22 protein-coding genes and 2 tRNA genes are annotated in these 22833 nt (G+C 70.5%); 18 read left to right on the top strand and 6 right to left on the bottom strand.

What is annotated here, in order from left to right:
- Positions 1 to 24: 24 nt before the first annotated feature.
- Positions 25 to 411, top strand: coding sequence for a Rid family detoxifying hydrolase (locus IG98_RS0106360; RefSeq protein WP_030906870.1), 387 nt, complete (start codon positions 25 to 27; stop codon positions 409 to 411).
- A gap of 31 nt (positions 412 to 442) precedes the next feature.
- Positions 443 to 1654: a hypothetical protein gene (locus IG98_RS0106355; RefSeq protein WP_030906867.1), complete on the top strand. Its 1212-nt coding sequence runs from the start codon at positions 443 to 445 to the stop codon at positions 1652 to 1654.
- A 136-nt stretch (positions 1655 to 1790) separates the two neighbouring features.
- Here the strand turns inward: IG98_RS0106355 and IG98_RS0106350 are convergent, their stop codons facing one another.
- The gene (locus IG98_RS0106350) at positions 1791 to 2411 is read right to left on the bottom strand and encodes a LysE family translocator (RefSeq protein WP_030906864.1); all 621 of its coding nucleotides are present in this window, start codon (positions 2409 to 2411) and stop codon (positions 1791 to 1793) included.
- A gap of 280 nt (positions 2412 to 2691) precedes the next feature.
- Between IG98_RS0106350 and IG98_RS54205 the strand changes: the two genes are divergently transcribed.
- On the top strand, positions 2692 to 5451 hold the full coding sequence (locus tag IG98_RS54205) for a helix-turn-helix transcriptional regulator (RefSeq protein WP_030906861.1): 2760 nt from the start codon (positions 2692 to 2694) through the stop codon (positions 5449 to 5451).
- A 275-nt stretch (positions 5452 to 5726) separates the two neighbouring features.
- Here the strand turns inward: IG98_RS54205 and IG98_RS0106340 are convergent, their stop codons facing one another.
- A complete protein-coding gene (locus tag IG98_RS0106340; RefSeq protein WP_245651413.1) occupies positions 5727 to 6116 on the bottom strand; it encodes a response regulator transcription factor in 390 nt (129 codons plus the stop codon).
- Positions 6117 to 6287: 171 nt separating this feature from the next.
- Here IG98_RS0106340 and IG98_RS46610 point away from each other — a divergent pair, with 171 nt between their 5' ends.
- Together IG98_RS46610 and IG98_RS0106330 are read left to right on the top strand one after the other, a co-directional pair.
- Complete coding sequence (locus IG98_RS46610) at positions 6288 to 7448, top strand: C40 family peptidase (protein ID WP_051751676.1); 1161 nt, start codon at positions 6288 to 6290, stop codon at positions 7446 to 7448.
- A gap of 91 nt (positions 7449 to 7539) precedes the next feature.
- Positions 7540 to 7611 (top strand) — tRNA-Arg (locus IG98_RS0106330).
- A 314-nt stretch (positions 7612 to 7925) separates the two neighbouring features.
- Here the strand turns inward: IG98_RS0106330 and selD are convergent.
- A complete protein-coding gene (selD, locus tag IG98_RS0106325) occupies positions 7926 to 8915 on the bottom strand; it encodes a selenide, water dikinase SelD (protein ID WP_030906851.1) in 990 nt (329 codons plus the stop codon).
- A gap of 20 nt (positions 8916 to 8935) precedes the next feature.
- Here selD and selA point away from each other — a divergent pair, with 20 nt between their 5' ends.
- From selA to IG98_RS0106280, 8 genes are all read left to right on the top strand, one after another.
- A complete protein-coding gene (gene selA / locus IG98_RS0106320) occupies positions 8936 to 10237 on the top strand; it encodes an L-seryl-tRNA(Sec) selenium transferase (protein WP_030906848.1) in 1302 nt (433 codons plus the stop codon).
- A gap of 10 nt (positions 10238 to 10247) precedes the next feature.
- Positions 10248 to 10343: transfer RNA gene (locus tag IG98_RS0106315), tRNA-Sec, on the top strand.
- Between the two features lie 18 nt (positions 10344 to 10361).
- Complete coding sequence (locus tag IG98_RS0106310; protein ID WP_051751674.1) at positions 10362 to 10775, top strand: rhodanese-like domain-containing protein; 414 nt, start codon at positions 10362 to 10364, stop codon at positions 10773 to 10775.
- Entirely contained in the window at positions 10766 to 12499 is a 1734-nt protein-coding gene (locus IG98_RS0106305) for a selenocysteine-specific translation elongation factor (RefSeq protein ID WP_030906842.1), read from the top strand. The genes IG98_RS0106310 and IG98_RS0106305 overlap by 10 nt, the downstream gene beginning before the upstream one ends.
- Positions 12500 to 12600: 101 nt before the next feature.
- Positions 12601 to 13161: a MauE/DoxX family redox-associated membrane protein gene (locus IG98_RS46605; protein WP_030906839.1), complete on the top strand. Its 561-nt coding sequence runs from the start codon at positions 12601 to 12603 to the stop codon at positions 13159 to 13161.
- Positions 13158 to 13712: a hypothetical protein gene (locus tag IG98_RS0106295; protein ID WP_051751672.1), complete on the top strand. Its 555-nt coding sequence runs from the start codon at positions 13158 to 13160 to the stop codon at positions 13710 to 13712. The genes IG98_RS46605 and IG98_RS0106295 overlap by 4 nt, the downstream gene beginning before the upstream one ends.
- 49 nt (positions 13713 to 13761) lie before the next feature.
- Positions 13762 to 14100, top strand: coding sequence for a hypothetical protein (locus IG98_RS0106290; protein WP_157594178.1), 339 nt, complete (start codon positions 13762 to 13764; stop codon positions 14098 to 14100).
- Between the two features lie 162 nt (positions 14101 to 14262).
- Positions 14263 to 14811: a hypothetical protein gene (locus IG98_RS0106280; RefSeq protein ID WP_030906830.1), complete on the top strand. Its 549-nt coding sequence runs from the start codon at positions 14263 to 14265 to the stop codon at positions 14809 to 14811.
- A gap of 36 nt (positions 14812 to 14847) precedes the next feature.
- Here IG98_RS0106280 and IG98_RS0106275 read toward each other — a convergent pair whose 3' ends face one another.
- A complete protein-coding gene (locus tag IG98_RS0106275) occupies positions 14848 to 15429 on the bottom strand; it encodes a hypothetical protein (RefSeq protein ID WP_030906828.1) in 582 nt (193 codons plus the stop codon).
- Between the two features lie 122 nt (positions 15430 to 15551).
- On the opposite strand from IG98_RS0106275, the gene IG98_RS54200 reads away from it, so the two are divergent.
- Both IG98_RS54200 and IG98_RS0106265 read left to right on the top strand, forming a co-directional pair.
- Positions 15552 to 15686: a hypothetical protein gene (locus IG98_RS54200; protein WP_281178440.1), complete on the top strand. Its 135-nt coding sequence runs from the start codon at positions 15552 to 15554 to the stop codon at positions 15684 to 15686.
- A 6-nt stretch (positions 15687 to 15692) separates the two neighbouring features.
- Entirely contained in the window at positions 15693 to 15911 is a 219-nt protein-coding gene (locus IG98_RS0106265) for a hypothetical protein (protein WP_030906825.1), read from the top strand.
- A 39-nt stretch (positions 15912 to 15950) separates the two neighbouring features.
- On the opposite strand, the gene IG98_RS0106260 is transcribed toward IG98_RS0106265, so the two are convergent.
- The gene (locus IG98_RS0106260) at positions 15951 to 17717 is read right to left on the bottom strand and encodes a PD-(D/E)XK nuclease family protein (protein WP_030906822.1); all 1767 of its coding nucleotides are present in this window, start codon (positions 17715 to 17717) and stop codon (positions 15951 to 15953) included.
- Positions 17718 to 18179: 462 nt separating this feature from the next.
- Here IG98_RS0106260 and IG98_RS0106255 point away from each other — a divergent pair, with 462 nt between their 5' ends.
- Genes IG98_RS0106255 through IG98_RS0106245 form a run of 3 tightly spaced genes read left to right on the top strand, consistent with a single transcriptional unit; the run spans position 18180 to position 21552 of the window.
- Positions 18180 to 19052: a polyphosphate polymerase domain-containing protein gene (locus IG98_RS0106255; RefSeq protein ID WP_037969460.1), complete on the top strand. Its 873-nt coding sequence runs from the start codon at positions 18180 to 18182 to the stop codon at positions 19050 to 19052.
- Between the two features lie 16 nt (positions 19053 to 19068).
- Entirely contained in the window at positions 19069 to 19746 is a 678-nt protein-coding gene (locus tag IG98_RS0106250) for a DUF4956 domain-containing protein (protein WP_030906817.1), read from the top strand.
- A gap of 6 nt (positions 19747 to 19752) precedes the next feature.
- Positions 19753 to 21552, top strand: a complete 1800-nt coding sequence (locus tag IG98_RS0106245; RefSeq protein ID WP_030906815.1) for a CotH kinase family protein — start codon at positions 19753 to 19755, stop codon at positions 21550 to 21552.
- A gap of 47 nt (positions 21553 to 21599) precedes the next feature.
- On the opposite strand, the gene IG98_RS0106240 is transcribed toward IG98_RS0106245, so the two are convergent.
- Positions 21600 to 22748, bottom strand: coding sequence for an NAD(P)/FAD-dependent oxidoreductase (locus IG98_RS0106240; protein WP_037969458.1), 1149 nt, complete (start codon positions 22746 to 22748; stop codon positions 21600 to 21602).
- Positions 22749 to 22833 lie beyond the last annotated feature (85 nt).

Genomic DNA, 22833 nt, shown 5'->3' with positions numbered 1-22833 from the left:
TTTCCCCTTTTGAGGAGTGACGAGATGAGCGGCAAGCAGGAGCTGCGTACCGACGAGGGCGCGGCGCCCGTGGGGGCGTACTCGCAGGGCCTCGTGGTCGGCGATTTCGTCTACACCTCGGGCATGGGGCCGCTGAGCCCCGAGACCGGCGAGGTCGTCGGGACCGAGGTGGCCGAGCAGACGCATCAGGTGATGCGCAACCTCGGCGCCATCCTCGCGGCGCATGGCCTCGGCTTCGACGACGTGGTGAAGTCGACGGTGCACCTGCAGCACCTCAAGCGTGACTTCGCCGCCTACAACGAGGCGTACAAGTCCTATTTCACCCGCCCCTATCCGGTCCGCACGACCGTCGGCTCCGACCTGATGGACATCCTTGTCGAGATCGACTTCGTGGCCTACAAGCCGCGTTAGAGTCTGACCGACTTCATGGGAGGGCGGCGGCTTGGACAGCTCGCTATACGTCTACGTCGAGGACGTACGCGGGGAGGGCATGGAGGCGGTCCTTGACCGGATCACCGGATACGGCCTGACGGGGATGACCGTGGCCGCGGCATACCGCCGCGCCCGCGACGTCACCCCGCACGGCCGCTCCCGGGTGACGCTCCGCAGCGACGGCGCGCACTTCACGCCGCCCGCCGACCTGTTCGGCGAGCTGCGGCTGGTCCCGCCGGTCCAGGAAGGCGCGGAGGAGGAGCCGCTGGCCGCGCTCCGCCTGGCCACCGCCGAGCGGGGACTCGCGCTGCACGGCTGGACCGTCTTCCTGCAGAACACCACGCTCGGCCTGGCCAACCCGGACGTGACGGTACGCAACTGCTTCGGCGACCGGGGCTCGCCCGCGGACCTGTGCCCCTCCCACCCCGACGTCCGGCTGTACGCGGTCGCGCTGGGCAGGGCGGTGGCCAGGCAGGGCGTCGACAGCGTGGTGGCCGAGGCGTTGCACTTCTCGACGTTCGATCACGGCTACCACCATGAGCGCAGCTTCGTCCCGCTCGGGCCGATGGACACGTTCCTGCTCGGCCTCTGCTTCTGCGACTTCTGCATGCGCGGGGCGGCCGGTCTGGGGGTCAACGCCGAGGTGGCCCGCGAGGAGTGCACCAGGATCGTGGGCGCCGTCCTCGACGGCGACCCGCCCGCCCAGGGCGAGGTGACCCGCGCGGCACTGACCGCGTACGCGGGTCCCGAGGTGGTCGCCTACGCGCGGGCCCGCTCCGAGGTGGTGACCTCACTGGTCTCCGACGTCTCCGCCGCCGTCACCGCTGAGGGCTCACGACTGGTCTTCCTGGACGCCACCGGCTCCGTCAAGGGCTACCGCGACGGTCTGCCCTCGCCGGGGCTCGCCGCGCACGACTCCTGGCAGCTCGGCGTCGACCTGGTCGCCCTCGGCGACCTGGTGCCCTCGCTCGGCGTGCTCGCCTACGCCCGCGACGCGGGCAGGGTGGCGGACGACGTGGTGGCCTACCGCCGTTCGACGGGCAAGGACAGGGAACTGCGGGTCGTCCTCCGGCCCGGCCTCCCCGACACCGACTCGGCCGAGCGCCTCGCGGCCAAGGTCCGCGCCGTGCGGGCCTCGGGGGCGGACGCGGTCGACTTCTACGCGTACGGGCTCATGCCCTACCCGATCCTGGACCGCATCCCGGGCGCGCTCTCGGCCTGACCCTCGGCTGACCTCACCGGGCGAACGGGCGCGACTTTCTCCGGGCCTGCCGGAACGGGCGCCTGATCCTGATCCTCCGTCGGGGGCACCTGGCCCGCCTGGCGGGGGACCTGTGCGACCGGCTGGGTTCGTACGTTCAGACGGAGCGGCCGGAGAGCGCGGTCGCGACGCCGAGGACGAGGTAGACGACCCCGCTGAAGTGGCCGAGCAGGGTCGGCCTGACCCGCAGCCGGCTGCCGAGGGCGCCCGCGGTCATGGCGTAGATCAGGTCGGAGAGCAGGCCCAGGAGCAGCAGGGTCGTGCCCAGGATGGCGATCTGCAGCGGCACCGCACCCGCCTGCGGTTCCACGAACTGTGGCAGGAACGCCAGGAAGAAGAGGATGACCTTGGGATTGAGCAGGTTGACGACCATGCCCTCAAGGAAGATCGCCCGCAGCGGCTGCGGGGCCGTCTCCCGGGCTGTGAGCTCCTGCCTGCTCGTCAGCGCCCGGACCCCCAGGTAGACCAGGTAGGCCACACCGGCCCATTTGACCACGTTGAACAGGGTCGCGGACTGCGCGATCACATACGAGAGGCCGGCCGCCGCCGCGGCGATGTGCACCAGCGTGCCGACCTCCACACCGAACGCGCTCGCGACACCGGCGGCGCGGCCCTGCGAGACGGCGCGGGTGATGATGTAGATGTGGTTCGGGCCCGGCACCAGGACCAGTGCCAGTGACGCGACCGAGAAGATCAGCAATGTGGACGGGGAGATCATGCTCCGACCTTAGGGTCGCCCACCTCTCCGTCGTCAGGGCCAATACGCGGACCTCGCGGGGTACCAATCGGGTCTGCGGGGCAGCCGGAACCGGTCCCGCCGATGCCTTGTGAGGCGTTCCGGCCGGGGGATCGATCCCGTCGCCGACGCGACGGCGATCGCGGTGCGGAGCCGGCCGGAATCGGCTCCGCGGTGCGATCGGTTCCCGAGCCGGTACGACGTCGGCCACCCGTTCCCGTCGGTGCCACGTGCGATACTCGCCGACGGGGGGTAACAAAGCGTGCAAAATGTTCTTATTGGGCGGGCGGCGGAACTCAATCGGCTGACCGTCGTGCTCGACACCGCCGCGGCGGGGCAGGCCGGAGTCGCCCTGCTGGGAGGTGACGCGGGCATCGGCAAGACCCGGATGGTCACCGAGCTGGCCGAGCGGGCCGAGGCCGCCGGATTCGCCGTGCTCGTCGGGCAGTGCGCCGAACTCGGCGACGCCCTTCCTTACCTCCCGCTCGCCGACGCCCTGCGCTCCGTGCGCGGGGAACTACGCGCGGAGCTCGACGCGCGGCCGGTTCTCGGCAGACTGCTGCCCGGCGGCACCGACCCGGGCGGGGAGAGCACCTCGGGCCTGACCCAGCAGCAGCTCTTCGGCTCGATGCTCGGTTTCCTGGCCGCGCGGCCGGTGCTGCTGGTGCTCGAAGACCTGCACTGGGCCGACCGGTCCACCCGCGACCTGCTGGTCTTCCTCAGCCGGATGCTGCAGACCGAGCCCGTCTGCCTCGTCGGCACCTACCGCACCGACGACCTGCACCGCCGCCATCCGCTGCGCCGGGTCCTCGCCGAGCTCAAGCGGCTCCCCTCGGTGACGTCCGTGGAGCTGGAACCCCTCGACCCGCACGAGATGACCGACTATCTGACCACACTCGGCGGCACCGACGCCCGCGTGATGCGGGAGGTCGTCGACCGGGCCGAGGGCAACCCCTTCTACGCCGAGGAACTGCTGGAGGCCGCTGCCGACGGCTCCTCAATGCCCGACGGGCTGGCCGCCCTGCTGCTCTCCCGGGCGGAGCTGCTCTCCGACCCCGCGCAGGGGGTGCTCCGCAGCGCGGCCGTCGCGGGCCGCCGGGCCGACCACGACCTGCTCCAGCAGGCCTCGGGCCTCGACGACCTGGCCTTCGACGAGGCCATGCGGGAGATCGTCTCGCGTGGCCTGCTCCGCCTCGACGGGGAGTACGGCTACGCCTTCCGGCACGCGCTCCTGCAGGAGGTCGTCTACACTGACCTGCTGCCCGGCGAGCGGATCAGGACGCACGCCGAGTTCGCCCGCCTGCTGACCGCCCGAGGCGGTTCCGCGGCCGAACTCGCCCACCACTACCTGGCGGGACACGACCTGCCGGGGGCGCTGGTGGCGTCGGTGGAGGCCGGGCGGAGGGCCGAGCGGCTGGGCGCCCCGGCCGAGGCGCACCGCCACTTCGACCGGGCGATCGGACTCTGGGACCGGGTCCCCGACGCCGAGCGCCTGGCCGGGATCGACCATGTCAGCCTCGCCAGGCGCAGCGCCGACGCGGCGGCCGACAGCGGCGACAACCATCGGGCGATCTCCCAGCTCCGGCGCCTGCCGCCCTCCGCCGAGGTCAACGAGCGTCTGGCGTACGTCCTCATCGACGCGGAGGACCTGGAGGGCGCGATCGTCCCCGCGCGCGCGGCGGTCGAGGCGGCACCGGAGGGACCGGTGCTCGCCCGCGCGCTCGCGACCTACGCCCGCTCGCTCTACTGGACCGAGCGGCACGACGAGGTCGAGGCGCTGGCGGGCCGGGCCCTGGAGACGGCCCGCGCGAGCGGCGCCGCCGACGCGGAGACCAGTGCGCTGATCACCCTCGCGGCTCTCGCGGCCCTCGCCGGCGACATCCCCCGAGCCAAGGAGCTGCTCGCCTGCGCCACCGCGGAGAGCTCGGGAAACCTCGCCGTCGATCTGCGGGCCATCTTCACCCATGCCCGGGTCCAGTACGAGAACGGCGACCTGGCCGAGGCGGCGGTCACCACCGACCGGGGGCTGAGGCTGGCGCGGGAGACCGGGCTCAACTGGAGCACCTACGGCACCGACCTGCGCTTCCTGCGGCTTCTGATCCACTACGTCGTAGGGGAGTGGGACCAGGCGGAGAAGGTCGCCGCCGGGTTCGGCGTCCGCGTCGGCACCTCGGCCGAGGCGCTGCTGTCGTCCTTCGCGCTCTTCGTCGAGGTGGCCAGGGGCCTGCCCGTCGTCGAGGAGCGCCTGTCCTGGCTGGCGCCCTTCTGGCCCAACGATGTCACCATCATCTCCATGGGCCGTGGTCTGGCCGCCGAGCACGCGCTGTGGCGCGGCGACCCGGAGAGCGCGCTCGAACACGCCCTGGTGGGGCTCGACGCCCATATTTCCAACGATCCGGCCGTGATCCGGCTCAGCAGCACCGCCCTGTGGGCGCTGGCCGACCTGGGGCGAGCCGACGGGGCCGACGCCCTGCTGGAACGGGCCAGGGTGCCCGCCGCCGTCGGCCCCGGTTCCGTCCGCCGTGGCCCGCTGGGCCCCGAAGGGCTGGCCTGGCTGGCCCGGGCCGAGGCCGAGTGGCACCGCGCGCACGGCCGCCTCGACGTCGCGGCGTGGCGCGCGGTGGTCGAGGCGTTCGACTTCGGATTCGTCTACGAGGTCGCGCGCTCGCGGTGGCGGCTGGCCGAGGCGCTGCTCGTCGCGGGCGAGCGCGCCGAGGCGCTGCAGGAGTGGGAACTCGCCGTCGAGGCCGCCGAGTCACTGCGCGCCAGGCCGCTCGCCACGGCCCTGGCCGAGCTGGGCCGCAGGGCGCGCTTCGTCTCCGTGTCGCCGACCCTGCTCACGGCTCGTGAGCAGGAGGTGCTCGCCCTGGTGGCCGAGGGGCTGCCCAACCGCGAGATCGGTGAGCGGCTGTTCATCGCGCAGAAGACGGTGAGCGTGCACGTCTCCAACATTCTCGCCAAGCTGGGCGTCTCCTCCCGCACCCAGGCCGCCGCGGTGGCCCGCAGGGACGGCCTGCTCTGACTCCCCGCCAGCGTGATCGCGGTCTGTCCTGGCCTGACCGGTGTGGCCGGGCTCGTTCTGATCGGCCGCGCGATCACGACCTGTTCCGCCCCGCCTGGCGGGCAGGGCTCACTCCGACCGCTGTGGCCGGGCTCGCCCCGCATTCCGCACACGACCCCGATCGGCCTGGGGTGATCACCCGTTGCGCTGGATCAGGTATAGCTGCTGACCTGCAATGACGTGGCACGTGCGGAAAACGGGGCTCGCCTTGGTCGGCCGCCGGGTCGGGACCTGCGCTAACCGCTGCGCGCGGTCAGGGCCAGATCGCGGACGACCTGGATCAGCTCGGCGGGATCGAAGGGTTTCGTCAGGTAGGCGTCGACTCCGATCCCGAGGCCCCGCCGCTTGTCGTCCTCCTGCGCCCGCGCGGTGATCAGGACCACCTTGATGTGTCTGGTCCCCTTGTCGCCCCGCAACCGGGTGGCGGTCATCCAGCCGTCCAGTCTGGGCATCATGACGTCCAGCGTGATGACGTCGGGCATCACGTCCAGCACCCGGTCCAGGCAGTCCTGCCCGTCGGAGGCCGTGTCGACCTGGAACCCCTCCAGGGTCAGGTTGACCGCGATGAGCTGCCGGATGACGTCGTCGTCATCCACTACCAACACCCTGCCGAGATCCTCTCCCACGGCGTGAGGCTAACTCCTCTTCCCCGCCGCTGTGCGGGTTTCCGTGGATGTGTACGCACAGCTGTCCACAGGTGACAGGTTTTCCACAGAACCAGGTTCGGCTTCTTGGCGATCACCTCCGCCCGCTCATTCTGGGGTCTCGATCCTTCATCGAGCCCAGGGAGGGCGTGCGTGATCACCGCACTCGTCACCGTCTCCATCCTCTCGGCGACCCTCGCGGGGAGCCTCCAGTTCCCCGCGCCCCGCCTCTCCCCGGAAGCCTGCGACATCTGGGCCGGCCTGCTCTCCACGGCCGCCCCGCACTGGCTGCCGGAGGAGATCCGCACCGTCCTCACCTCCGCCTGCGAGGTCCGGCGCCCGGTTCCGCCGGACACGGGAACCTTGGGAGACCGCTCCGTGTCGGCACTGTCCGGCGCCCTCCTTCCGAGCACAGACGGCGACCGGCCGACGACCTTCTCGGATCCGGACGACAACCGGCCGGTGGATCCCTCGGACGAGGACGGTGAGTGGGCAGGCGCCCCTCACAGTCCTGATAACGGACCGATGGCCCATTCCCAGGGCTCCCAGGGCTCCCAAGGTGAGCATGACGAACGGCCGGGAAGCGACAGCTCTCAGGGAGGTGACCGCTCCCGCCGTGTCCGACGGCTCGTCACCCCTCCGGGTTCCTCCGCCAGGGCCGCCGTAGGCCCTCTCGCCGGGGCTTCGGTGGATCCTCTTGTCGGTTCGAGTTCCGCTTCCGTTCCTTCAGCGAAGCGGAGGGCTCCTCGGGCCTCCTCCCGGCCGGAGTCCTCGCGAGCGCTCACCGAGCGGTCACAGCGCTCCCCACGCGGGCGGAAAACGTCATCCGGTGGACGGGCGGCGTCCTCACCCGGGCGGAAAGCCCCATCCAGGGGGCGGGCGGCGGTCTCGCGTGGGCGCGGCGCGCCCTCGCGGGGACAGATCGCAGCGGTCGCGGCGCTCCGCCAGGTCGGCAGGCCGTACGTCTGGGGCGGCGGTTCGAAGGCCGGCCCGACCGGCGGGGGCTTCGACTGCTCAGGGCTCGCCCTGCACGCCTGGTCCAGGGCCGGGACCCGGCTCGCCCACTACACCGGAACCCAGTTCAGGCAGGGCCGCCGGGTGCCGTTCTCCCAGCTCCGGCCGGGAGACCTGATCTTCTTCGGCGGAGGCGTCAAGGACCCCACCCACGTGGGGGTCTACGTGGGGGACGGCGTCATGGTCCACGCCCCGGGGGCCGGTGACGTGGTCAGGACGACCGACTTCGCCGCCTCGGCCTACTACCTCTCCCGCTACCGGGGCGCCGTCCGCCCCTCCGCGAGCCGGGCCGCCGGATGATCCTCCGTCCCCGAGTCCTCCTCGAAGATCGCTCGCTCTCCGAAGTGAGTGTCGGTCAACCCCAGGATGCTGGTAATGTAATCACACGTTGGCCCCCTTAGCTCAGGGGATAGAGCACCGGCCTCCGGAGCCGGGAGCGCAAGTTCGAATCTTGCAGGGGGCACACCAGCCAGGCCAGCCCGAACATGGGCCTGACCTGGGGCTAGAACGCCGAAACGGGCGGGACTCCAGTCTCACGGAGTCCCGCCCGTTCTCATTGGCGCTCGCGGGTTGTGGGCCATGCCGCGAGCTTCCGACCAAGCCTCGAACCACGAGGATGCCCCTGCGCTGTCCCAATCGCGATCGAGATCGACATGGGTCGGCGGATGACGCGGATCACGCGGGCTGTCTCCGTCTCTGTCTCCGTCGGTCGCACAAGCCCACGGAACGGCCCCGCGGCCTCCTTCGCGTTGAATTCCGCATGTGCGGAAAACGGGGCTAGCGGACGATGACGGCGTGGTCGGTGGGCGGCCGTAGCTCGCCGATCACCGTCGCGCCCGGGATCTCGCCGGCGATCAGCAGCCCGCCCGAGGTCTGGGCGTCGGCGAGCAGGATGAGCAGTTCCTCCGCGACCCCCGTGGCGGCGAGGTGCGGCGCGACCCAGTCGAGGTTGCGCCGCGAACCCCCCGGCACGTAGCCCTGGCGCACCGACTCCATGGCGCGGTCGATGAGCGGCACGGCCGCCGCGTCCAGCACCGCCGTCACCCCTGAGGCACGCGCCAGCTTGTAGAGGTGGCCGAGCAACCCGAACCCGGTCACGTCGGTGGCGCACCGCACTCCGGCGGCGAGCGCCGCCGCCGACGCCTCGGCGTTGAGCGCCGTCATCACCTCGACCGCCTGCGGGAACGGTTCCCCCGTCGCCTTGTGCCTGTTGTTCAGCACACCGGAGCCGATCGGCTTGGTCAGCGAGAGGGGCAGCCCTGCCTGACCGGCGTCGTTGCGCATCAGCCTGCCGGGGTCGGCGAGGCCCGTCACGGCCGCGCCGTACATGGGCTCCGGGCCGTTGACGCTGTGCCCGCCCGCGAGGTGGCATCCCGCCTGCGCCGCGACGTCCGCCCCACCGCGCAGGACCTCGGCCGCGATGTCGTATGGCAGGTCCTCCCTCGGCCACACCAGCAGGTTGAGCCCGACAAGCGGCCGCCCGCCCATCGCGTAGACATCCGACAGCGCGTTGGCGACCGCGATCCGCCCCCAGTCGTAGGGGGCGTCGACCACGGGTGTGAAGAAGTCCGCCGTGCTGACGATCGCGGTGTCGCCCTGGATCCTGACGACGGCCGCGTCGTCACCGCTCTCCGTGCCGACGATGAGCTCGCCGAGCGGGTCCTTCGGAAGGGTCTGGCCGAACCGGGCGAGCATGGCCTCGAGGTCTGCTGCGGGGATCTTGCAGGCGCAGCCACCGCCCTGGGCATAGTGCGTCAGTCGCATCATGATCGTAATGTAAGTCCATCATGACTGATTTTCGACGGTTCGTTCCGCGGACCGACACCGTTCTGGCCGACCCCCTCCTTGCCGGTGCGGTGCGACGGCTGGGCCGCGAGCGGGTGAAGGTGGCCGTTCATGAGGCACAGCAGGCCGCCAGGGCGGGCGCGATCGCGCCTGAGGATGTCGCGCGCACCGCGGCGGCCGTCCTGAGCCGTCAGGGCACCCGGCGGGTGATCAACGCCACCGGCGTGCTCCTGCACACCAATCTGGGCAGGGCCAGGCTGTCGGCCGCGGCACTCGCCGCGATCGAGGTGGCGGCCGGAGTGACCGACGTCGAGCTCGATCTGGCGAGCGGGCGGCGAGGCCGGCGAGGCAGAGGGGCGCTGGCCGCACTGGCCGCCGCCGTCCCCGCCGCCGAGGCGGTGCACGTGGTGAACAACAACGCCGCCGCGCTCGTGCTGGCGGCGACCGCGCTGGCCCAGGGCCGCGAGATCGTCGTCAGCAGAGGCGAGCTGGTGGAGATCGGTGACGGGTTCCGGCTGCCGGAACTGCTGGCCTCGACCGGTGCCCGGCTGCGGGAGGTCGGCACCACCAACCGCACCAGCGTGGCCGACTTCGAGACGGTGCTCGGCCCGGAGACCGGCTTCGTGCTCAGGGTGCACCCGTCGAACTACCGCATCGAGGGCTTCACCAGCACGCCGGACATCGCCGAGCTGGCCGGGGTGTGCCGGGCGGCGGGAGTGCCGCTGGTGGCGGACGCGGGTTCGGGACTCCTGCGCGGGGAGCCGCTGCTGCCGGAGGAGCCGGACGCCATGACCTGGCTCGCGCAGGGCGCCGACCTGGTGACGGCCAGCGGCGACAAGCTTCTCGGCGGACCACAGTGCGGGCTGCTCCTGGGCCGGGCCGAGCTGGTCGAGCGGTTGCGCGGGCACGCGCTGTCCAGGGCATTGCGAGTGGACAAGCTCACGCTCGCCGCGCTTGAGGCCACGCTGACCGCCCTGGAGGAGACGCCGACGTGGACCGCGCTGCACACCGACCGGACCATACTGTGGCAGCGGGCCAAAGCGCTGGTGGTAGGCCTGGAGGGGGCGGGGATCGACGCCGAGGCGGTGGCCACCACGGGCACGGTCGGGGGCGGCGGAGCACCGGGGGTCGGGTTGCCGAGCGTGGCGATCGCGGTGCCTGAGCGGCTGGCGCGGCCGCTGCGGCTGGGCGAGCCGGCGGTGCTCGGCCGGGTCGAGGACGGCCGCTGCCTCCTCGACCTGCTGGCTGTGTCGCCGGAGGAGGACGACGATCTCCTTCTTCTCTTGAACGATCTTCGCGGCTAGGATCGCGCCCGGAGGCGTCCAGGAGCCTGGTGGCCCTCCCGGTCTTCAAAACCGGTGGCGCCGAGCATCTCGGCGCGGCGGGTTCGATTCCCGTCCGTCTCCGCCAACCTCCCTTTGGAGTGTGATGAGCGTCGACGACCTGCTGGTTCAGGCTCGAAAGGTCATGCGTCGGCTCGATCCGGCAGAGGCGGAGGCGGCCGCCCGTGCTCCCGACACCTTCATCGTCGACACCCGTCCGGAGTTCCAGCGCCGCCGCGACGGGGAGGTGCCCGGCGCCATCGTCATCGAGCGCAACCACCTGGAGTGGCGGCTCGACCCGCACTCTCCCGCACGCATCCCCGAGGCGTCGGAGGGCATCCGATGGATCGTGCTGTGCGACGAGGGATACTCCTCCAGCCTGGTCGCCTGGTCGCTGCACCAGCTCGGCCTGGGACGCGCCACCGACGTGGTCGGCGGCTTCCAGTCCTGGCTCGCGGCCGGCCTGCCGGTCGTCAGGCCGGAGCATCCCACGAACCCTCGCCTGGCGCCATGCTGGTGATCGCCACCGCGGGCCACGTCGACCACGGCAAGTCGACGCTGGTCCGGGCGTTGACCGGGATGGAGCCCGACCGCTGGGCCGAGGAGCGCCGCAGGGGCATGACCATCGACCTCGGCTTCGCCTGGACGGCGCTGCCGTCCGGGGGGACGGTGGCGTTCGTCGACGTGCCCGGTCATGAGCGGTTCGTCACCACCATGCTGGCCGGGGCGGGGGCGTGCCCGGCCGCCATGATCGTGGTCGCCGCCGACGAGGGCTGGCATGTTCAGTCGGGCGAGCACCTGGCCGCCCTTGACCTGCTCGGTGTACGCCACGGCCTGCTCGTGATCACCCGAGCCGATCTGGCCGATCCGGCTCCCGCGCTCGCCGAGGCCCGTTCCCGGCTGCGCGGAACGGGCCTGGCGGCGATACCGGCGCTGGCCGTCAGCGGGGTCACCGGGCAGGGCCTGCCCGAGCTGGTCGCCGCGCTCGGCCGGCTCGCGGCCGAGTTGCCGCCGCCCGCCGCCGACGGCCCTGTGCGGCTGTGGGCCGACCGGGTGTTCACCATCACGGGGGCGGGGGTCGTCGTCACCGGCACCCTGACGGCGGGAACCCTGCGTACGGGCGACACACTGCACCTCAACGGCGAGCCGGTGCGGGTGCGTGGTCTGCAGACGCTCAACACCCGCGCCGACCTGGTCACCGCCACCGCCCGGGTGGCGGTCAACCTGCGCGGGCCCGTCTCCCTGTCGCGGGGGGCCGCACTGCTGACCCCTGGCGCGTGGCACCTCACGACCTCGGCCGATGTCCGGCTGTCACCGGGTGAGCAGCCGAAGGGCGATCTGCTCCTGCACATCGGTTCTGCCGCCGTGCCCACCAGGATCAGGCCGCTCGGCGCGGACACCGCGAGGTTGTCGTTCGCCAGGGCGTTGCCGCTGCGGGTGGGCGATCGGGCGCTGCTGCGTGATCCCAGCCGCTCGGACGTACACGCCGGGGTGGTCGTGCTGGACGTGCGGCCTCCGGCACTGACCCGAAGAGGTGCGGCGGCGGCTCGCGGAGCGGCACTCACCGCGGCCGGAGCCGCGCCAGGAGCGGCTGATCTGCTGCGCTGGCACGGGCTGCTCAGCGGCGCCGACCTCACCGCGATGGGCGTCACCGCGCCACTCTCTCCGCTACCGGGCGGCTGGCACACCGACCCGGAGCACTGGGCGGGGCTGAGAAAGGCGCTCGGCGAGGCCGTGGCCGTGGCCACGGACAGGCGGCTGACCGTCGAGGCGGCGACGCACCTCCTCGGCCTGCCCGACCGACGGCTGACCAGGGCACTGATCGCGCCGCCACTCACGGTGGAGGCGGGAGTCATCGGCAGGCGGGACCTGGCCCCTTCGCCGTTGCCGCCGCAGCTGCGGCGCGCGATCGACCGGTTCCGTGCCGAACTCGCCGGCCTGCCGTTCCAGGCGCCGAGCGCGCGGCGGCTGGCCGAGCTCGGACTGACCGGCAGAGCGCTGGCCGAGGCCGAGCGCGCCGGTGCCGTGCTGGTCGTCACCGACGGTGTGGTGTTGCTGCCCAACGCCCCAGAGCAGGCGGCGAAGCGGCTGCGCGAGCTGTCCGGCCCGTTCACCGTGAGCCAGGCGCGGGTCGCGCTGCAGACCACGCGGCGGGTGGCGGTGCCGCTGTTGGAAATGCTTGACAGGCTGGGTCATACCAGGCGGCATGATAACGAATCACGAACCTGTACCCCTGTCAACTGACGAATTAAAACTATCCTCTGACAATAAAAAAATCAGAGATCCAATAAGAAAGATCAACGGTACCCATTGCCGAGTTGGGGGCATTTACGTATTTTTCGGTCATGACGAGTAGTGCCGCAGGAGTCGTCGGACAGGGCGCGCTCATCGCCATCTTTCTGGTCGCGGCCCTGTCGAAGATTCTCACCAACCGTGACCTCACTCAGATCATCTCCAAGCTCGGCCTGAGCGCCGTCGCCAGACCGGCGACCCTGCTCGTGATCGGTGCGGAACTCCTGGCCGTCACCGCGCTGACGATCATGCCGTCGGCGGCTTGGCCGAGGGCGCTCGTCGTGCTCCTGGCCCTGTCGTTCGCCGGGGCGGGAATCCGCGCGCTGGGGGTCAAGGAGAAGATCAAGTGCGGTTGCTTCGGCGGCGGCAAAGCCGTACTGGGCTGGCGGCAGGTGTTGTACCTGCCGCTCTGGCTGGGCCTGGCGGTCGTGGCCGAATACGCGCCGCCGTCGTGGAGCGCCGACGAGGGACTGGCCGGACTGGCCGCCTTCCTGCTGGTGCTCGTCGCATGGAAACTCCTGGCCGAGGTCAGGCTCTGGCGAGTGCTGCGGGGCGACCGCATGGTCATCCCGGAACCGAGACAACATGAGGACGCGGAGGTGTCCGCCGCATGACGACGGTGCTGCTTGTGCTGGTCTGCCTGCTGGCCGTGGTGCTCTTCATCCAGATCGGCGCCCAGGTCGAGCTTTTTGAGCAGGTCAGACAGATCCGTGGCTATCTCGATATGGAGGACAAGCCCACCCCGGTGGAACTGGGCACGCTGGAAGGGGCCAGTCCCAGCCGGTTCGGCCTGCCCGCCGTCCTCGATCACGCTGAACAGGCCGTGGTGCTGTTCGTCTCCAACAAGTGTGAGACCTGCCGCAACCTGGCCTCGGCGCTGCGCGGTGGCGCGGTGCCCCCTTCGATGTGGGTCGTGGTCGTCCCGGTGACCGGGGACGGCAACGAGTTCATCGACGAGTTCGAACTGCGTGGCGAGCGCGTCCTCCTCGACGAGGGGGAGCTCATCGTCAACAGCATCGGGCTCGATCTGACGCCCGTCGCCCTCCACATCGCCGAGGGAAAGCTGACGCGGGCCCACACGGTGCCGACGGTCAGGCAGATGTACGCGGCCACTCCCATCACCTACAGGTACAACCTGGCCCGCAAGCCGTCCGTCCAGCACTGATCCCCCTCCTCACCGTACCGAAAGGCACCACATGGAGAAGATCTCCGGCTTGCCGGGATCCAATCGCCGGGGTTTCCTCGGCTGGATGGGCAAGATCGGCGTCACAGCCGTCGGCGCCGTCGCCGGCGTGGCCACGATGTCCAAGCCCGCCGCGGCGGGCAACTGGAACTGCTGCAACCTCGCCCTGCCGAACAAGTTCTGCGGGACGAACAGCTCCGGGCAGTACGTGTGCCCGTCCGGCTACAGCATGAAGGTCTGGACCTGCTGTAGCGGCACGGCTCCCTTCCAGCGCAGGCACGCCTGCGGAGAGTGCACGAAAGGCGCGAACTGCGGTACCGGTCCATTCATCTGCTCGGCCGGTTGGGTCGTCAGCCCCAACAGCTGCTAATCCCTTTCAGGAGATACCTTGCCCCTTGACACGTGGGTGACAATCGCGTTGCTCCTGCTCATTATGAGCGCGGGCTTCGCGCAGCTTTTCAGTTTTTGAGGCCTGTCCTTCGTCGGATATCTCCGCCCCCTGGTTCAGGGGAGAGCAACTGGGGAGAAGGCCATGTACCGGCCTATCCTCAACCTGGCGATCGGCTTCGTGATCTCCGCCGTCTCCACGTACGGGCTGGTTCATCTCATTGGCAGCGGACTACGCGGAACAGGCCCCAAGATCGCCGCCTGTGTCGTGCTATTCGTCTGCATGGCCATCGATTCCGGTAAGTTCGGCCTCCGTACGCCCATGTTGCGGCGGCAGACCCCTCGGGAACACTTCGCTCGCTTCGGCCCTGTCAGAGGCGCGCTTCTGTGGGGGCTCGACACCGGGCTTGTCGTGACCACCTTCCGCGTCACGTCGCTGACGTGGGCGGCGCTCGGCGTAACGCTCTTCGGACTGGTGCCCTGGTGGGCCGGCCTGTGTTACGCGCTTGGCTTCGTACTTCCGTCGATGGCGATGGTGGCCGTCGTGCCGCCGTCGAAGGACCCGGACACCAAGGCCGAGCCGATCTGGCTGATGTACTGGCTCATGGACAGGGAGAAGGCGGTCCGGATCTACGCGTTCTCCTTGCTGTCTCTCACATTCGTCGGCGTGTTGGCGACGGTGTTCCTCGGTTGAGTGCGGTGGGCGGGCCCTGCGCCCGCCCACCGCGTCTCAGCACTTCCCGTGGAAGAAGGAGATCTCCTTGCGGACCGTCGGCTTGCCGGGGACCGCGATGTCGAACGGCACGCATCTGGGCGCCAACACGTAGAATCCGCCTACGAACACCGTGTCGTGATCGTCGCAGGCCACGAACGTCACCGAATGGTCGGCGTCCGCCGGGTTCGCGGCCCTCCTGGCCACCTCGGCGTAGAGCATGCCGGCGCTCTTGTGGAACTCCGTGGGGATCGACAGGGTGACCTTGCCGCCCTTGCGCACCACCGCGCCGACCTTGAAGTGGTTGCCGCTGCCGTACTCCTCCGGCTTGGCCGTACCCCAGGCGAGCAGGCCGGGGATGACCAGCGGTCCCGCGACGAGGTCGGCAGGCCCTATCGAGGCGAGCAGGTTGCTCTCGTCGCCGACGTCGCCGTTGCGGTTGGAGCAGGTGAGCACCCGCGGCGTTTCCAGAGTGCCTTCGCCGCCCTGAGTACGCATTCCCGCACCGTCTCCCGTCTGCGCCGAGGAGGCCCCGCACGCGGCCAGCGGAAGCGCCGCCATGATCGTGAACAGGGCACGAGCCGCTCCCTTGAGGATCATGGTTCAGTTGTACACCGGCGATCAGGCTCCGCCTAGCCTCGATCCAATGGGAGTCGGCGAGTCACCGTTGGGCGGACTCGGGACCGGTAGCCGCGGCCCAGGGCGCCGAACTGGCCAAGCAGATGCCTGGCATCGAACAGCGCGTCTTCGGCGCCCTGGAGGAGTACCTCGACGAGCTCGACCGCGTCGCCTCGGACCTGCACTCCTCCGCCCGCGACTATGAGTGGGCGGAGCAGCCTCCCGTTGACCCCGGCTGATCCTCCATGAGCTTCGACGGGTTCCTCGTGCCCGACTTCGCCAAGCCGTACATCGGCTGGGTGGTCGGCATGGACTGGCCGGAACTCGAACTGGACATCTCCGTCGTGTTCTACGGGGCGGGCAAGCCTCTGGTGATGGACGTCGACAAGGGCCTGTACCTGAGGCTCACCCCCGAAGGGCTGGCCGGGTTCAACGCCGCGCATCCTGGGGTTATCACGCGTTGAACGTCTGAGACGCGATGTTCCCGCGGTCCAGGTGAGTGCTCAGAACGGAGGCTCGTCGTCGGGTTCGGGGTCGGCGAGAGTGGCCGCGATCGCCTCGACGCGACCGTTCAACCGGTCGGGGCTCGCCAGGATCTCCCCGGTGAGGGGGTCGACGGCGAGACCGTCCGCGAGGTGCGCGGTGGCGTCGGAGGCGCTCGGGCACCAGCGGGACACCGGGCAGAACCGGCACCAGGCTCCCGGGGTGGCACGGAAGGCGACGTCGCGGTGCCAGGACCGGACCCGGTCAAGGACGACCGCCTGGGCGGTCGAGACGGTCACCGGGTCGGTCGCGTCGAAGGTGAGCACCTCGGCGGAGTCCGGGGTGAGCTGCTCCAGCTCGACCAGCCCGCCGGTGTCCCCGAAGACGCCGGCGGCGATCAGCCGGACCGCCAGGGCGAGCTGGGGGACCATCTCCAGCGCGTTCTCCTCGGTGATCCCGCGCGGTACGGCCGACGTCTTCTGCTCGCGGTAGACGAGGCGTCCGTCCACCCGGCACAGGAGATCCGGGTGGGCGAGCACCATCACATCGGCCCGCGCGTCGTAGGCGGCGATCTTCGGCTCGGGCCTGACCTCGGTGACCTCGCCCGGGCCGCGCAGCGGGCATACCGCCAGATGCCGGAGCAGGTACGGCCGGGACCGGTGGTACTCCTCCCGCTCCATCAACTCGTCGGCGATGCCGCAGTCATCGGCGTCCACCTCCGGCAGGTCCGCGGGACGGCAGGCTCTTCCCCGGCCGTGTGCGGCCTCAAGCCACGCGTGTACGTGCTGGCCGCGCTCGGCGGCCGGGCTCGTCTCCCAGTCGCCGGGCAGCCGGAGCTCTCGCAGGTGAGCCTGTGCCGGGCATACCTGGTAATAGCGGGATGTCGTGATCGACCAGGTCCGCCGGTGCGTGCCCCGGTCGTCGAGGCCGAGCAGGCCGGGGGCGTGCGCGAGGTCCCCGCAGGAGGCCCGTGCCTTGCACTCGGCGCAGTCCCGCCCCGGGGCCCGGCCGCCACCGGCCAGCAGCCGGGCCGTCGCGGGTCTGACGTTCGAGGTGTAGGCGCCGCGGATCTCCTCCAGATCCGTCGTGTCGACAAGGACCCGGTCCGTGCCGGTGGTCAACCCGACCTCGACCACCCGTACTCGCCGGGGGACGGGAACGGGCCGCACCGGGACGGGGATGGCGCGATGCAGCTCCGACGGGTCCGTTACCTGCTTGCCGACCGCCGCCACGTACGCCATCGCCTGGGTGGACGGAACATCCGTGCCGCCCAGGGGGCGGCGCAGGCGCATCCGCCGGAACTCCACGGTCGTACCGTCCGGTGAGCCGTACCACCGGCCCCACACGGTGAGGGATCGCATCTCCGCGGGGGACCGGCCGCCCTGGACGATCCGCGGCCGGCGCTCGGGCCGGAGCTCCACCCCCTCGGAGGCGAGCGTGGCGGCCAGGCTCTCGGAGACCTCCAGGTAGGTGTGGCAGGCGTGCTCGATCCAGTTGGCGACCCCCGGATGCACGGTGTCGCGGGCGTTTCCGAGGGTTCTCGGCAGCGCCTCGTCGATCGGGGCGGCCTCGAACTCGACGGCGTTGAGCACGTCCATCACCAGGCCGAGCGGAAAGGTCTCCCAGGGCGCGTACCTGCGCCTCTCGGAGACCCGCGGCCACAGCTTCGGGCGGGCCTTGACCGCCGCGAAGTCTCCGCAGTCGCCGTCCCGGCGGTCGAGCAGGCTCGCCGACAGCCTGACGACATCGGGATTTCCGGTGAACTCGGTACTGGGGGGCTGACTCAACGCACTCTCCTCGGTATAGGGGAAGTAGCGAGATGCTACTGCGCTGCAACACAGTGAAACATATTGTGAACTAGAGTCACAAGTTTTTAGGATGATGGGCGGAAATTTACCGATGAAACGCGACGATCGGGCATCCGTCATGGGAGAGGCCCGGTCCCGTTCGCGGTCCGTGCTTAACAGGGGGTTGCCGCCGTTCGTCCGCCGGATGAACGGAAGTTGACACGCTTCTCAGAAGACTTTCATCGAGGGCACGTAGAACGACGTCATGAACAGGTTCGGCCGCCGCGAAGGTTCTGACATCCATGGGCCGCCGTCCCGGGTGCCCCGACCGGGCGGTTTCGCCGTGCGGACCGCCGCTCACGGGCCGTGCGCCTCCGGGGCGTCCCACGCCGGGGGCCCGGACACGCCACTTTCGGGTTCGCACCATGACATGTCCGCCGACGCTCTCTCGAATGGAGCAACATGCTGCGCAGACTTCGCAGGTCGTCCGCGATCGCAGACAGCCCCGCGGATCCCGGGGACGGTGGCGGGGACGGGCGGGTGTCCGATGCCGGGCGCGCGCTGCGTGCGCCGAGCAGGCTGCACGCGTTCAACCGCTACGAGATCAAGTATCTGGTCGACACCGGTCTGGTGGACGAGCTCCGGGACGAGATGGAGCGGCGACTCGACCGCGACGCTCACAGCGGGGACGAGGGGTATGGCATCTGGAGCGTCTACTACGACACCCGGGGGCTGCGCTTCTACTGGGAGAAGATCGAGGGCCTGAAGTTCCGGCGCAAGCTGCGGATCAGGCACTACGGCGACCGTTTCAAGGTCACCGCGGACACCCCGGTGTTCGTCGAGATCAAGCAGCGGGTCAACCGCGTCACCCAGAAGCGCCGGGTCTGCCTGCCGTACGCCGACGCGCTGCGGTTGTGCGACGGGCGTGAGCCGGTCGAGCACACCGAGGCGGAGCGGCCCTTCGTCGAGGAGGTCCTGGACCTGGCCTGCCGGCTCGATCTGCGGGCCACCGCGATGACCGGCTACCAGCGGCACGCCTATGTGGGCCGGGACGCCGACGTCGGCCTCCGGGTCACCTTCGACCAGCGCGTACGGGGCCGTGACCGGGACTTCCACATCGGCGCCGACGCCCAGAACCGGTTCATCGTCCCGCCCACCAAAACGATCATCGAGGTCAAGGCGAACGAGCGGGTGCCCTACTGGCTCACCGATCTGACCGCCAAACGGAACCTGCAGGTGGTGCGGGTCTCCAAGTACTGCCAGAGCGTGGAGGCCTTCGGCCGGGCCCCTCGGTCGATCTTCCATATCCCCGACCATGACCCTCACTCCGCCTGATGGAGGCGTAACCCCCATGAACTTTGATTTCCAGGACCTGTCCGGCACCTTCAGCGTGATGGACATCGCCATCGCGATGTCGCTGTCGTTCGCGCTCAGCGTGATGATCGGCTGGGTGTACCGGGCGACGCACCGCAACGTCTCCTACAGCCAGTCCTACGTCCAGACGCTGGTCATCCTCGGCATGATCATCTCGCTGATCATGCTGGTCGTCGGTTCCAACATCGCGCGCGCGTTCGCGCTGGTCGGCGCGCTCTCCGTGGTCCGGTTCCGTAACGCGATCAAGGAGACCCGGGATGTCGGCTTCATCTTCCTGGTGATGGCCGTCGGCATGGCCGTGGGCACCCGCTTCTACGTCCTGGCCGCCGTCGCCGCCGTGGCGATCTCGCTGGTCACCATGATCATGAGTCGTTTCAACTGGTTCCACCTGAACGTCCAGCGCCAGGTGGTCAAGGTCCAGGTGCCCTCGGACGAGGACTACACCCACACGATCCAGGACGTGCTGATCCAGCACACCGACGAGTTCGAACTGGTGAGCATGGAGTCGATCCGCGGCGGCGCGCTGACCGAGCTGATGTACACGGTCAAGATCAAGAAGGGCGGCGAGCCCGCGAGCCTGATCTCGGCCCTGCGGGAGCGCAACAGCGGCCAGCCGGTCACGGTCCTGACCGGGTACGACCAGGCCGATCTGTAGGCCGCCGTGACGATCCCGACGAACCGGCCGCGGCTGCGGCACCGGATTCCGGTCAGGCTCCGGCACCACTGGAGGGTGGTCGCCGTCTTCGCCGTGTTCCTGCTGGTGGTGGGGGCGGGCTTCGGCACCGGAACGATCCGGCCCTACATCACCACCGGGCAGGTCGCCGAAGCCAGGACGGTCATCCAGGACATCGCCGGCACCAAGGACGCCTTCGACACCGCGAGCTCGCACAACGTCCAGCTCACCTTCAAGGACGGCGCCTACCAGGACATGCTGGAGGAGTACTTCAAGGACGGGGAGAAGAAGTACGTCGAGGCCGACCTGGTCATCGACGGGACCACCATCCCGAGCGTGGGCATCCGGCTGAAGGGCAACTCCACGCTGAGTGGGCTGACCTGGAACGGTAAGGCCCGTACCACAGGCCGGGGAGGTCCCGGCGGTGGCGGCGGACGCCCGGGGAACTTCCAGCCTCCCGAGGGTTTCCAAGTCCCCGAGGGTTTCCAGCCACCCGAGGGTTTCCAAGTCCCCGAGGGTTTCCAGCCTCCCGGCGGGGAGCAGCGGGAAGGTCTCGGGGGAGACGGGGCCGGCCGGGGGCCGGGCGGTGCGATGACCGCGCTCAAGGCGGAGGAACCCGAGAACCTGCCCTGGCTGATCAGCTTTGACGAGTTCGTGGAGGGGCGCCGTTACCAGGGGCACTCGCAGATGGCCGTCCGTCCCGCGACCGGGCAGTCCTCGACCCTGCTGAACGAGACCCTGGCGATCTCGCTGGTCGGCGCGGCCGGCGAGCCGACCCAGCGGTACGCCTACAGCTCGTTCACGGTCAACGGCCGCTCCTCCTCTCCCCGTCTACTGGTGGAGTATCTCGACGAGGGGTACGCGGAGCGGCTCGGTGACGGCGTGCTGTACAAGTCGCTCGCCTCAAGTGGCTTCAGCTACAAGGGGGAGGACCAGACCGCCTACGGCACCGACTTCAAGCAGGTCAACAAGGTGGGAGGCAAGGACCTGCAGCCGATCATCGACCTGGTCAAGTGGGTGGAGCAGGCCTCCGACGAGGAGTTCGCCGCCGGGCTGGCCGACCGGGTGGACGTGGAGTCCTTCGCCCGCTATCTCGTCCTGCAGAACCTGATGGTCAACTTCGACGACATGAGCGGTCCCGGGCGTAACTACTACCTGTGGTACGACCTGGACACCAAGAAGTTCACCGTCATCGCCTGGGACCTCAACTTCGCCTTCAGCGGCAACGCCAAGGCGGGGCCGAACGACACGATCGGTATGGGGGGCGGCAGGGGCGGCCCGACGCGGGAGGCGGGGCCCCAGGCTCAGCCGGCCCAGGGCTCGCTGTCCCAGTCCCAGCCCCGGCCGACCGGGAGCGGGCAGCCGCAGGTTCAGCCGACCCAGGGGGCGGCGGCCCAGGTTCAGCCGACCCAGGGGCCGCAGCCGCAGGTCCAGCCGACGCGGAGCGGGCAGCCGCAGGACGGTGCCGGTCAGGGAGGTGCCGGTCGGGAGGGCGGTGCCCGTCAGAACAGTCCGATGGGCGGGCCGCGGATGGGCCACGCGCTGAAGGACAGGTTCCTGAAGACGCCCGCCTTCAAGAAGGTCTACGAGGAGCAGTACCGGAACCTGTACCAGAAGCTCCTGGGAGGCGGGGTCGCCACCGCGCTGCTCGACGACATCGTGAAGTCCTACCGGCTGAACGAGGGCGCCGACACCGCCAAGGTCGAGGCCGACGCCACGTCGCTCCGTACCACCCTCAAGACCCGCGCCGAGGCGCTGGGCTCGGACAAGGTGATCGCCGGCGGATGATCCCGCGAGGAACGGCGTGATCCGGTCCCGCCGTTCCTCCGCGTCGTTCAGCGCCGCCGGAGACCGTTTAGGAGCCAGCGGCGGACCACGGCCAGTGCCAGCGGGAGCGGTACGGTGCCCGCGCCGAGGCCCACGTCGACCAGCAGGTCGAACACCTCCTTGCGGCGGGCGGCCGTGTCGATCGCCGCGTCGATGAAGCCGGGTGACTGGGCGGCGAGGGCGAGCACGTCCGTGGTGCGCAGGTGCCGCCCTAGTGCCTTCTTCAGCTCGCGCCGGTAGGCGGGCAGCGGGTCGGCGGCGGCCCGCACGGCCGCCTCGCCGGCCAGGCGGCCGGAGACCAGGGCGTAGTAGATGCCCTCGCCGGTGAGCGGGTTGATGAGACCGGCGGCGTCACCGGCGAGCATCACCCGCCCGGAGCCCGGCTTCGGCCGTCCCGGGGACAGGGGCAGATGGTGGGCGCGCAGGTCGTGGGCGCTCAGCCGGGGCAGCAGTTCGGCGAGCCGGCCGTGCAGCACCTCGCGGCCCGGCAGGCCGGTGGCGCGCAGCCTGGGCAGGAGCATCCCGAAGCCGACGTTGGCGGTGCCGTCGCCGATGGGGAACGACCACGCGTACGCGGGCCATCCGTCCTGCTGCATGAAGATGGACTGCACGTCGTCGTCGGCGGGCACGTCGGCGTAACCGCGTACGGCGATCGCGGTGTGCCTGTCGGGGGCGGGGGGGACGCCGACGAGGCGTCGCATCGTCGAGTTGGCCCCGTCGGCGGCGACGACGGCGCGGGCGGTGACGGTGCCGTCGAGGACGATGTGGCCGTCGAGGACGGCGAGCGAGCGGACCTGGTGGCGGCGGACCTCGACACCGCGGGCACGGGCGGCCTCGACGAGGCGGGCGTCGAAGACCCGGCGGGGGACGACGTGGTTGGGCCGGGCGGAGGTGGCCGAGACACGCGCGCCGCCGGGGGAGACCACCGCCAGGCGCCGCGTCGGCCGGTAGTCGGCGATGAGGTCGGGGATGTCCAGCAGGGCGAGTTCGTCACGGCAGTGGGCGGCGATGCCGTCGCCGCAGGCCTTGTCGCGGGGGAAGTCGGCCCGATCGAGCAGGAGCACCCGCGCGTCAGGCCGGAGCTGCCTCGCGCGCAGCGCGGCCGCCGCTCCCGCGGGCCCGCCGCCGACGACCGCCAGATCCCACACGTCATTCACCTGGGTGAACCTTTCCTGTGCGCTGCTGCAAAACCGCCTGGTCGTCGCTCCCTCCGAAGGGGGGATCGGGCCGGCGCGGCCCCGG

The sequence above is a fragment of the Streptosporangium amethystogenes genome (genome assembly GCF_000721075.1).
In the GTDB taxonomy this organism is placed as follows: Bacteria; Actinomycetota; Actinomycetes; order Streptosporangiales; family Streptosporangiaceae; genus Streptosporangium; species Streptosporangium amethystogenes.
This window is presented reverse-complemented; position numbering and strand designations above follow the sequence as displayed.